The sequence below is a fragment of the Vibrio sp. 99-8-1 genome (assembly GCF_013114595.1).
Lineage (GTDB): Bacteria > Pseudomonadota > Gammaproteobacteria > Enterobacterales > Vibrionaceae > Vibrio.
This window is the reverse complement of the sequence record NZ_VTXE01000005.1, coordinates 13027-23728: the sequence shown is the minus strand read 5'-3', so window position 1 is coordinate 23728 and position 10702 is coordinate 13027. Positions and strand designations below refer to the sequence as shown.

Below are 10702 nucleotides of genomic sequence, written 5' to 3'. Positions count from 1 at the left end.
ATTAAATGAAATGGATGTTTACAGTGAGACGACCCGTCGCGATTAAACAAGTAATGTCTTTTCGGGGATGTAACTTAACAGCTCTGTTCGCCGTTTTGTTTAGTCATATTACTTACGCGGATAGTGTCACTGCCGATACCATGGATATTAACCTTATCAATGATGCACAGCTAAGTTGCCTGTTGGCACCTAGTCGAGAGGTGGAGTTAAGCAGTGCGGTACAAGGTGTGGTGAAATCATTACCTGTTGAGCTTGGAGACCGAGTAAAAAAAGGGCAAGTAGTGATGACCTTAGACTCAACCGTTGAGCAAGCAGCTTTAAATACGGTGAAGGCGAGACTTGAATTTGCTTCTCGGAAAGTAGAGCGAAACGCAGATTTATTTAAAAAGAACCTTATCTCTGACAATGAACAAGATGAAATGTTGACGGAACAGCGCTTAGCGGCCTTTCAACTAACAGAAGTCCGAGTAAGATTGCAGCAGCGCAAAACCATGAGTCCGCTGGACGGGGTTGTGGTAGAGAAATTAAAAGAGCCGGGAGAGTTTGTGGATGAGACTCCCTTTTTGCGAATCGTAAGTTTAAACCCAATGCATGCAGAAGTGGTATTGCCTGCCGAGTATTATGGAGAGATTAACCGAGGTAGAGACGTTACCCTAATAACATCGGGAGATAATGCGAGGTTTAAGGGTAAGATAAAAACCGTGGATCCTGTGATAGATGCTGCCAGCAACACCTTTGCTATCATTGTGCAGTTAGACAATAAAAAAGGCCAACTCACGGCTGGCCTTAGGTGTCGAGTAGAGCTCTCTCCGGCGGAATAATCGCAATCCGGTCAAGCATTAGCATCACTAACAGGTAACCCGATCAATGGTTACCACATAAAATGTGTTGCGCAGATTTTATTTCCTGAAGGATCGCGTAGATAGGCTAAATAGAGTTTTCTTTTACCGCTATCTCTTACACCCGGAGGCTCTTCGCATATTGTTCCACCATTTTCTAGTCCTACTTTATGCCAAGTATCAACGAGTTCTTGGCTGCTGGCTTTAAAGCCGATAGTCATACCATTACCTGCCGTTGCTGCTTCACCGTTGAGCGGTGCTGTGATGGAGAAAACACCATGATCACTGAGATAGAAGTAGCGACCTTTATGATCGATGACCCCTTCGGAATACCCCAGAACTTGCAAAATGGCATCATAAAACTTTTTTGATTGCTCGATGTCATTAGCACCTAGCATTACGTGACTGAACATAACTCATCCTTTGTTATAGATTCTTAATAAACAAGTACCTATGGCCTGTTCTCGAAAGATCAACAGACCCTAGAAGCGACTTGAATTCCGTATGTGAAATGCGAACTGCTCTAATGCTTATACGTTGATAATCAACGCATAAAGAATCGCATAAGTAGTTTTTGCATCCAGCCGCCGTAAGGAGGGTGAATGAATTTACCGCTGTTGAAATTCCCTCTTGTCAGTACAGTTTTTGCGTGACTAAAGGTCAAAAATCCTTCTTTTCCGTGGTAATGCCCCATTCCAGAAGGGCCAATACCGCCAAATGGGGCATCATCTGCCGCCACATGAAATACAGTCTCATTGATACAGACCCCACCTGAATGGGTGTTATTTAATACCTCTTGTTGAACGGCTTCATCAAAGCTCATTAAATATAATGCGAGAGGTCTAGGTCGATCATTGATATGTTGTATCGCTTGCTGGATATCTTTATAACCAATAACGGGAAGCAGCGGGCCAAATATCTCTTGTTGCCGGATTAGCATATCGTCATTGGTGTTTGTGACCAACTGTGTTGGAATCTTGCGTTGCTGATCATTGATTTCATGACCATTAGCGCTGATGACCTCGGCTCCTTTTTCTCGGGCATCATCCAGTAGCTGTTTGATTCGGTCAAACTGACGTTGATTAATAATGCTGCCGTAATCGTCGTTATTGTCAACATCGCCATACATGCGATTAAATTTAGCGCTGTAGGCTTGAATAAATGCCTGCTCTTTGCCTTCTGGCACTAATACATAGTCTGGGGCAACGCAGATCTGCCCTGCATTGAGGCATTTCCCGTAAATCATTCGTTCCACGGCCGTCGTTAGGTCCATATCATCGGCAATAATAACCGGAGATTTACCACCAAGCTCTAAGGTGACTGGCGTCAGGTTGTCCGCCGCGCTCTTCATTACATGTCGTCCAACGGTCGTTGAGCCGGTAAAGAGTAGGTGATCAAACGGCAGTGAGGAGAACTGGGCTGCGATCTCAGCTTCGCCTTCAATACATGCCACATGATTGGGTTCAAATATATCCTTGAGCATCGCCACAATGACGGCATTAGTTTGAGGGGTAAACTCAGATAACTTAATCATTGCTCGGTTACCTGCGGCAAGCGCGGTGATCAAAGGTCCAATAGAGAGCATCACCGGAAAATTCCAAGGCGCAATAATACCGACAACCCCAACGGGTTGATAATGAACCGTCACTTTAGCAGGAGCGAGCAGCAGCCCTGCATGGCGACGACTTGGTTTCATCCATTTCTTTAGCTGTTTGATGGTGTAATTGATGTTATTTATACACGGCAAAATATCGGATATTAAACTGTCATCCACAGAGCGATGACGGTAATCCTGATTAAGTGCTGTAACCAATTTTTCCTTATTGGCGAGTAGAGCCGACTTTAGCTTGGTAAGTTGTTCAACCCTAACGTGGTAACTTGGATTAGCTTGAGATAGAAAATGTGCTCGTTGTTTGGCAAATATCTGTGCCATCGATGGTTCAAGCTCAATGTTGTTATTTATGTGAGGAGTATTGTCCATATTAACCACGCTAACGGTGCAATTAGTATCATTACTCAAGAGTAATTGTTTCATTACAGCGATTCAATCAATTAAGGCTGGAAGATCGTCGTTTGGCTATTTTTCATAGTAGATAGACTCAAGTGATCTCAAGGTGCTTGTTCAGCGAGAATGTATTGGCAACTGATCAAGGCACTGATTTGAAGGCATCGTCATTCTACGGCAAGAATTATACAGTCCTTTAAAATGGATTCATTAGATTACGTGAGTATAACTAGAGCTATTATACTTTGGTCACAACGGTATATAGCTCCTTTTACTAATGATAAGAATCGCTATGCTGTCCGGAGAAATTTACTGATTAGGAGTTGGTGGTGGTGTTATCTACAAGTCGTACAGGAATATTAGTCACTGTCTGGATTATTGCTATAGGAGTGGCACTCTATTTCTGGGGATTAGCGGCGGCAGCACTATTTGTTAGTGTTGGAAGCTTAGTCATTGTCGTTTTGTATGCAGAAAAGCAGAGTGATAGAGAGTCAGAACCTGAAGAAAGTGTAGACAACAAACATATAGCCTCATTGATTGCTGATGAGATGAACAGTAGTGCCGTGAGCTCGGCAGAAGTCTCTTTTGCTACTGACCAGCTAAAAAATAGAGTCGGTAACCAGCTTCAGTCCATTGATCATATTAGTGACACCACAAAAGAGATCACCGACACAGTAACACTGACCTCTTCATCGGCATTGCAAACATTGACCGCATCAAAAGATATGCATGAGACAAGCCGGCTAGGCTTGGCTGAACTGCACTCAGCAGTACAGAATATGCAGCAGATAACCACTTACACAACAGCCTCGGTAGAGCAAATAAGCAGTCTTGATGCTCAAGTCACTCGTATTCAAAATGTAACAAAGGTGATAGGAGATATCGCTTCTCAAACAAATTTATTGGCGCTGAATGCTGCTATAGAAGCGGCGAGAGCAGGAGAGTCGGGACGAGGGTTCGCTGTTGTTGCCGATGAGGTGCGAGTATTGGCAAAGCGAACAGCTCAGAGTACCGATGAGGTTACTCAAATTGTCAGCCAGATTTTAGCCGAAACCCATGAGGTAACCGGCACAATTCAGACCCTTTCTAATCGAGTTGATCAAGGTGCTAGCAGTGTTGAAAGTGTTGAGAAACGCTTGGGCGTTATCGCTAGTCAAGCTCAGCAAGTTGAACAGCAGGTGTCATCCATCTCTAGCGGCGCATCAGAAAATGAAAAAGGATTATTGGCCATATCCGGATCGATTATCAATATTCAACAGACGTTGGCGGAAACCGATCATGAGTTGCAGCATCTGCAATCTCAGTCTCGACATTTAATGGAAATGGCAGAGCATAGCAATGCAGTACTGGTCGAACATTATGAGCAAAGTACTCATAGCGAGATCTATAAAATGGCCAGTAACTTAGCATTATCTATCTCTAAGCAGTTTGAAGATGGTATCTCAGCAGGTCAATTAACGGAGAATGAACTGTTTGACCGTCATCATCGTGCAGCGAGTACGCCCGGCTCAGATACTCCAACGAAATATCATACTAAGTACGACAGCTATTGCGACAAAGTACTGCCCGCGATGCAAGAACCGGTTGTTGAGCAACGTAATGAGATTATCTATGCGATTGCGACGGACGATAAAGGGTACGTTCCTACCCATAACAACCAGTTCTGCCAGCCCCTAACAGGGGATGCTGACGTCGATATACTTCAAAATCGGACGAAGCGAATATTTGATGACCGAGTTGGCTTGCGTTGCGGTAAACATACTAAAACCATGTTATTGCAAACTTATAAGCGAGATACTGGGGAGGTGGTACATGACCTTTCGGTGCCAATTTATGTCAATGGACGACATTGGGGCGGCGTAAGAATAGGTTATCACCCTATTCAGGGTGATAACGCTTAAAGAACCGATTAATTAGTTAAAATGCTTACCTAAGTACTCATCAAAAGTAAGCTTTTTATCTTTATTATCATCAAGGTACTGAAAAGACTCATCAACATATTTGTTGGCTTCTGAGTAGTATCCTTGCCAATATTCCATATCTGCTTTGCACTCTACGGGAATATTTTTATCTTGATAACTATCTTCAAGACGTTTTATATAACCGCTTGCTTGATCTTTATATTCTTTCATAGACAGCATATTGTTTTTATCGCTATCGGCTTGTTTAAAAGAGGTCTTCCAGTAGTCGTTGTATACCGTTTCCCCTTTTTTATTAAACTCATCTCTGTTTAGTTTCTTATCTTTATTTTCGTCCATTAATTCAAAGGTTTTTATCAGTTCTGGTTCAACCATTTGCAGAGACTTAGTGGTACAAACAGAAGAGAGTCCAGCAGACCAGCTGTCACCTTCTGAGTCTAAGCCACCATTTTTAAACTCTTGTAGCGAGAGTTGGTTGTCTTTATTACTGTCAAACTCGGTAAACATACTGTCTGTTTGAGCAGACGCAAATACATTGCAGCTGGTAACGGTAGCAATGGTTAATAGATAGGTCTTTAGTTGTCTGTTCATCATTTATCCTGCTTATAGATTGTCTGTTTCTGGCAAGGATTATGAGTGCGGCATGGTTAATTTTACGTTAACTGATTTGTTTATTTTATTTGAGAGAGAAATGGTGAGTTAAAAATATAACCAAGTAACTTTGTAATTGCTGAGAATGGTGAAAAATATTAATTAATATGATCCATTATAAAAATCTTAACGTATTGCTAGCTGACATTAGGACACTAGGATATAGAGGAACAATTATGTTAAACAAATATATGAAAGCATTTATGTTATTGATTGCTAGCTTCGCTATTGTGGCTTGTTCGAACAACAATCAACACGGTGAGATGAAAAAAGATATCGTAGATATTGCGGTGGAAAATGGCTCATTTACCACGCTAGTCGCGGCGGTTCAGGCCGCTGGGTTGGTCGATACTTTAAAAGGCGATGGGCCGTTTACCGTATTTGCTCCAACGGATGAAGCGTTTGCTAAGTTGCCTTCTGGCACGGTAGAGTCATTATTAAAACCAGAAAACAGAGACCAGCTTGTGGCCATTCTTACCTATCATGTTGTGCCGGGAAAAGTGATGGCATCGGATGTGGTTAAACTCTCTAAAGCAACCACAGCTCAAGGACAGGACGTCAGCATAACGGTTAACAACGGAAGTGTGATGGTAAACCAAGCAAAAGTTTTAGCCACTGATGTAGAAGCGAGCAACGGTGTCATCCATGTCATTGATAGCGTCATTTTGCCAAAATAGAACGACGGTTAAGTCAATTAAGCCAGAGCAAAACAACAATAATCGATAGAGCGCAGTGTGTTTAAGCTGCGCTTTTATTTTTTATCTGATGAGACAGTTTGCGAATGAGCGATAAGGAGTGGCGATGATAGTAAAAGAGAAGGGGGAGCTGCAGAACCTAGTGGATAAAACAGACCAGACAGTGGCTACGGTTATACCTTCACCTGTTATCCTTTTTCCACAAGGACGGTTACGCTTAACCCTTTACCAACCTGAATACTTGACCTTACTGGCAGATTGTCTGAAGAATGACCAGCCGTTCATTCTCTCTTTTCAAAGTGATGCTCATACGATTAAACTGGGTATATCGGTGAGTCTGGTGAACTTTGATTTGGATAATAATCAATATCTTACTATTGATGTTCAGGGCGAATGTTTGGTTTCACTCTCTAAAATAGAGAAAAACGAGAATGGACTAAGGTATGCAGAAGCGCAAGCGTTACCACATTGGACTACTATTAATAGCGATAACCGTGGTAATGGCCATCTTGATAAATCGCTGCCGATACTGGTAAAGAGTTTGCAGAAGCTGTTTGAAAAAAAGATAGAGGTGTCAGCGCTCTATTCACAAAAGCAGTTTCAGAGTATTGAGTGGGTATGCGCAAGGCTTTTAGAACTAACACCAATGCCGTTTCAAGCCAAACGACATTTTCTAGCCGACGATAGTTTTGATGCCGCCATTGAGTGTCTAACCATTATTTTTAATGAAAACTAAAAATAAGTGATCCATTATTACTGTTAACGCGTATTGCCGTAAAACATCCACTAACTGGTGAGCAGTATGCGGCAGAATGTAAGTTCTCAACAGATCCAAAAGGAGCAGATTATCAGCGTTGATTCTCTGGTGCCAATAGAGCTTTCTCACTGGCTAAATCGAGTGGCGGAGCAGAGATGCAAGCAGGCATTTACCCACCTGTTTCAGTTTTTCTCGCCCAAAATTCAGCGTTTTGGCATGCAAAAGTTTAATAACGAAATGCAGGCTAAAGAGTTGGTTCAAGAGACCATGACTTCTATTTGGAAGAAAGCGCATATGTACAGTGACGATAAAGGTGCAGCGACCACTTGGGTCTACACTATAATGCGCAATGCCGCATTTGATATGTTGCGAAAGATGCAACATCGTAATGAGCTCTCGTTGGCTGACGATATCTGGCCTGTGGACTCCATTGTAGAGTCGACGCAGCAAGAGAGTGATGTGTTTAAAGACCATCTTATGTCTAACAAACTTCTTGCGCATGTTGATAGCTTGCCAGATGCTCAGCAAGCGGTGATTAAAGGGGTCTATTTTCAGGAGTTATCTCAAGAGCAGTTAGCGCAACAGCTTGATGTCCCGATAGGAACAGTGAAATCGAGATTGAGGTTGGCATTGGCTAAGCTAAAACAGCATATGGGAGGACAGTACAATGATTAAATATCACCCCACAACAGAAGTATTGCAGCGTTTTGCCGCAGGGGAACTGCCCGCATCTGTCTCCATTATTGTTGCTAGCCATGTTGAGACATGCGTCGATTGCCGCGAACAGGTAGAGGCCATTACCGCTGAGATGGCACAACAACTTTTTTCCCAAGAGAGTGCTGCCGAACAAACAAGCTTGGTCGATGTACCCTACAACGCAATTTCCAGCCAAGAACATCTGGCGGATCAAATAGCTATAGAAGACCCTTTAGCTGATAGTGATGCGTTGGCAATGATCAATAGTATTATTAGTGAGCAGGAGGATAGCGCCACTATTGAACTGCAGTCACAAGATAAATTACCTGAGAGGCAGGAAATAGACGTAGCAGGTAAGCGATTAGTCTTGCCTCAGGCGATGCGTTCAATTGCGTTAAAAGAGTGGCAGACGTTGGGTAAGCTATCTCGATCTCGACTGGCACTGGAAGATGACAATTTAAGAATGAGTCTGCTATCTATTGAATCGGGTGGCGGGATCCCTAGCCATAGCCATAACGGTTTTGAAATTACCCTGTTATTGCAAGGTAGCTTTGATGATGAAATGGGGCACTATGCCGCGGGCGATTTTATCTGGCTGGATGGAGAGCATAACCATACACCTGTCACGCAAGAAGGGTGCGTTTGTTTAACGGTATCGAGCGACAGCCTGCACTTTACTAAAGGACTTTCTCAGTTAATTAACCCAATGGGGAAATTTATCTATTAACTGGCAGAGCGTAGAAGGAGAGCATCATGGAAAGGAAACTCACGATAGGCATTAGTGCTTGTGTATCAGGACAAAAGGTTCGCTATGACAGCGGTCATAAACGTTCAGCATTTTGCATGGAACAGCTAGGGGAATTTGCTGATTTTCGTCCTGTTTGCCCAGAGGTTGCTGTGGGACTACCTATTCCTAGGCCCACCATTAGACAGATAAAAACAGATAACATCATTACGGTGTCACGCCCTGACGGTAGTGGTGATGTTACCGACGCCCTTAAAGCTTATGGCAAGCAGATTTCCAGCAATAGCAGCGACTTAGCGGGCTTTATCTTTTGTGCTAAAAGTCCGACTTGTGGCATGGAACGGGTGAAAGTGTACCACCATCACGGCAAAGGATCAGAGTCCAACGGTGTTGGCATCTTTGCCCAGCAAATTATGCAAGGAAACCCCGCACTGCCAGTAGAGGAAAATGGTCGGTTAAATGATCCGGTAATCAGAGAGAACTTCATCACTCGCGTGTTTACTTATCAGAAGTGGTTAGATCTGGTGAATGGTGGACTGACAAAACATAAAGTCCTTCAATTTCACAGTGCTCATAAATATCTGTTGATGAGTCACCATGTTGAAAGTTATCGAACGATTGGGCGTTTTCTCGCTCATTCAGACTTACCACTGCAAGAACTGGCGGAACAGTATATCGAGCAGTTAATGTTGGCGCTAAAACACAAAGCCACTCGAGCCACTCACACTAATACCTTGCAGCATATTCAAGGCTATTTTAAGAAGCAGTTAAATAAAGAGCGCACCAAAGAGTTAACCGATGAGATTGCAGCTTATCGGCACGGCCACACCCCGTTATTGGTGCCGTTAACCTTGATAAAACACTACTTGCGTGAATACCCTAATGAATACTTAACTCTTCAGGCTTATCTTTCGCCACATCCAACAGAGTTAAAACTGAGGTATGGATATTGAGTGGCGGTATTTTATGGGTTCGCAATGATGTTCGGCTGCATGATAACCCCGCGTTAGCGGAGTCCTTGAAGCAGGGTGTAACGAAAGCGGTCTTTATTTCTACCCCCCAACAGTGGCATAAGCATAATAGCGCTGGGATTAAAATTGACCTGTTAAAGCGGCATCTAATTCAGCTATATCAAGAATTTGAATTGCTTGGTATTGAGCTGGTTCATTTGCAAGCCGAAGACTATGACCAGCAGGTCGGCGTTTTGGTTGACTATTGTCGGCAACAACAGACCAAGTTGGTATTTGCTAATCGTGAGTTAGAGTTGTACGAAACGAAGCGAGACCAAGCTGTTAGCGAGCAGGGCATCCATTTGCAGCTGTTTGACTGCCAAATGATGGTCTCTGCTGACAGAGTGTTAACGCAGCAAAATAGTCCATTTAAGGTGTTTAGCGCTTATAAGAAAGCGTGGCTAAAACAGGTGCAGTTAACGGGAATAGAGTGTGTTTCCCCTCCTAATATGAGTACCACTCCCGACACTTGCCATGACAAAAGCCTGCTGCAACAGTTTAATGTTGATTATCCGCTAAGTGACTCATCGAAGTGGCCTTTGAGCTCTGTGGTAATGGCGCGTGTTTTGCCCCATTTTTTTGCTGAGAAATTGCCGCAATACGCAGTAGATAGAGATTATCCGGCCATTAAAGGAACCTCTGGCTGTTCTCCTTATCTGGCGATTGGTGCCATGAGTGTCCGTTGGTTGGCAAAAGAGTTGATCGAGCGCGATCCGGATGTTCTCTATGACCAAACACATGAGGCATTTTCCTGGTTAAACGAACTCATTTGGCGTGACTTCTATAAGTACTTACTTGTCCATTTTCCGAGGTTAATTCGCGGAGAATGCTTTGTGACTAAATATCAATCTCTACCGTGGTTAAATCAGCCATCAGAGTTTGAGGCGTGGTGTACAGGTCGAACGGGCTACCCAATAGTTGATGCCGCAATGAGGCAACTGATCAGTACAGGATGGATGCACAACCGACTACGAATGATCGTAGCGAGCTTTTTAACCAAGCATCTATTAATTGATTGGCGCTGGGGAGAGCGCTTTTTTATGTCGCACCTTATTGACGGTGATTACAGCGCCAACAACGGCGGCTGGCAGTGGGCAGCGAGCACGGGGTGCGATGCTCAACCCTATTTTCGAATGTTTAATCCCATCTTGCAGAGCAAAAAATTTGATCCAAATGGCGAGTTCATACGTAGTTATTTACCAGAGCTAGAGGAAGTGCCTGATAAGTACATTCACTTTCCTCATCAGTATTTGCAGAGCGAACAGGTTTTACTGCAGCAGCAAGTGATAGAAGAGAAGCAAAGCTCTGACCGTTATTGGCCCGCGATTGTTGATCATAACTTTGCTCGCAATAGAGCGTTGGCATTTTTTAAGCAGCTTTAGGGA

11 protein-coding genes are annotated in these 10702 nt (G+C 43.4%); 8 read left to right on the top strand and 3 right to left on the bottom strand.

The annotated features are described in order from the left end of the window. The first annotated feature begins 5 nt into the window (after nucleotides 1-5). A complete protein-coding gene (locus F0227_RS03635; protein WP_253822023.1) occupies nucleotides 6-821 on the top strand; it encodes an efflux RND transporter periplasmic adaptor subunit in 816 nt (271 codons plus the stop codon). A 50-nt stretch (nucleotides 822-871) separates the two neighbouring features. Here F0227_RS03635 and F0227_RS03630 read toward each other — a convergent pair whose 3' ends face one another. Further along, on the bottom strand, nucleotides 872-1252 hold the full coding sequence (locus F0227_RS03630; protein ID WP_171751806.1) for a VOC family protein: 381 nt from the start codon (nucleotides 1250-1252) through the stop codon (nucleotides 872-874). A gap of 131 nt (nucleotides 1253-1383) precedes the next feature. Further along, nucleotides 1384-2802, bottom strand: a complete 1419-nt coding sequence (locus F0227_RS03625) for a coniferyl aldehyde dehydrogenase (RefSeq protein WP_345775795.1) — start codon at nucleotides 2800-2802, stop codon at nucleotides 1384-1386. Between the two features lie 371 nt (nucleotides 2803-3173). Here F0227_RS03625 and F0227_RS03620 point away from each other — a divergent pair, with 371 nt between their 5' ends. Further along, nucleotides 3174-4745 carry a methyl-accepting chemotaxis protein gene (locus F0227_RS03620; protein ID WP_171751805.1) on the top strand — a complete coding sequence of 524 codons (1572 nt, stop codon included), beginning with the start codon at nucleotides 3174-3176 and terminating at the stop codon, nucleotides 4743-4745. Nucleotides 4746-4757: 12 nt separating this feature from the next. On the opposite strand, the gene F0227_RS03615 is transcribed toward F0227_RS03620, so the two are convergent. Beyond that, on the bottom strand, nucleotides 4758-5354 hold the full coding sequence (locus F0227_RS03615; RefSeq protein ID WP_171751804.1) for an EF-hand domain-containing protein: 597 nt from the start codon (nucleotides 5352-5354) through the stop codon (nucleotides 4758-4760). A 236-nt stretch (nucleotides 5355-5590) separates the two neighbouring features. Here F0227_RS03615 and F0227_RS03610 point away from each other — a divergent pair, with 236 nt between their 5' ends. The 6 genes from F0227_RS03610 (at nucleotide 5591) to F0227_RS03585 (ending at nucleotide 10699) form a co-directional block, all read left to right on the top strand. Then, nucleotides 5591-6091 (top strand): fasciclin domain-containing protein, encoded by a 501-nt coding sequence (locus tag F0227_RS03610; RefSeq protein ID WP_171751803.1) that lies wholly within the window; start codon nucleotides 5591-5593, stop codon nucleotides 6089-6091. A gap of 124 nt (nucleotides 6092-6215) precedes the next feature. Beyond that, nucleotides 6216-6845: an LON peptidase substrate-binding domain-containing protein gene (locus F0227_RS03605; protein WP_171751802.1), complete on the top strand. Its 630-nt coding sequence runs from the start codon at nucleotides 6216-6218 to the stop codon at nucleotides 6843-6845. A gap of 66 nt (nucleotides 6846-6911) precedes the next feature. Beyond that, nucleotides 6912-7541 carry a sigma-70 family RNA polymerase sigma factor gene (locus F0227_RS03600; protein WP_171751801.1) on the top strand — a complete coding sequence of 210 codons (630 nt, stop codon included), beginning with the start codon at nucleotides 6912-6914 and terminating at the stop codon, nucleotides 7539-7541. Next, nucleotides 7534-8289 (top strand): ChrR family anti-sigma-E factor, encoded by a 756-nt coding sequence (locus F0227_RS03595; protein ID WP_171751800.1) that lies wholly within the window; start codon nucleotides 7534-7536, stop codon nucleotides 8287-8289. Before F0227_RS03600 ends, F0227_RS03595 begins: the two co-directional genes overlap by 8 nt. A gap of 26 nt (nucleotides 8290-8315) precedes the next feature. Beyond that, nucleotides 8316-9260, top strand: coding sequence for a DUF523 and DUF1722 domain-containing protein (locus tag F0227_RS03590; protein WP_171751799.1), 945 nt, complete (start codon nucleotides 8316-8318; stop codon nucleotides 9258-9260). Continuing rightward, nucleotides 9257-10699 carry an FAD-binding domain-containing protein gene (locus F0227_RS03585; RefSeq protein WP_216613322.1) on the top strand — a complete coding sequence of 481 codons (1443 nt, stop codon included), beginning with the start codon at nucleotides 9257-9259 and terminating at the stop codon, nucleotides 10697-10699. Before F0227_RS03590 ends, F0227_RS03585 begins: the two co-directional genes overlap by 4 nt. Nucleotides 10700-10702: the final 3 nt, after the last annotated feature.

What these genes read in the sequence shown, in the direction of transcription:
- F0227_RS03635 (WP_253822023.1), top strand. Translation starts at nt 6, where the DNA reads ATGAAATGGATGTTTACAGTGAGACGACCCGTCGCGATTAAACAAGTA.
- F0227_RS03630 (WP_171751806.1), bottom strand. Translation starts at nt 1,252, where the DNA reads ATGTTCAGTCACGTAATGCTAGGTGCTAATGACATCGAGCAATCAAAA.
- F0227_RS03615 (WP_171751804.1), bottom strand. Translation starts at nt 5,354, where the DNA reads ATGAACAGACAACTAAAGACCTATCTATTAACCATTGCTACCGTTACC.
- F0227_RS03610 (WP_171751803.1), top strand. Translation starts at nt 5,591, where the DNA reads ATGTTAAACAAATATATGAAAGCATTTATGTTATTGATTGCTAGCTTC.
- F0227_RS03605 (WP_171751802.1), top strand. Translation starts at nt 6,216, where the DNA reads ATGATAGTAAAAGAGAAGGGGGAGCTGCAGAACCTAGTGGATAAAACA.
- F0227_RS03600 (WP_171751801.1), top strand. Translation starts at nt 6,912, where the DNA reads ATGCGGCAGAATGTAAGTTCTCAACAGATCCAAAAGGAGCAGATTATC.
- F0227_RS03595 (WP_171751800.1), top strand. Translation starts at nt 7,534, where the DNA reads ATGATTAAATATCACCCCACAACAGAAGTATTGCAGCGTTTTGCCGCA.
- F0227_RS03590 (WP_171751799.1), top strand. Translation starts at nt 8,316, where the DNA reads ATGGAAAGGAAACTCACGATAGGCATTAGTGCTTGTGTATCAGGACAA.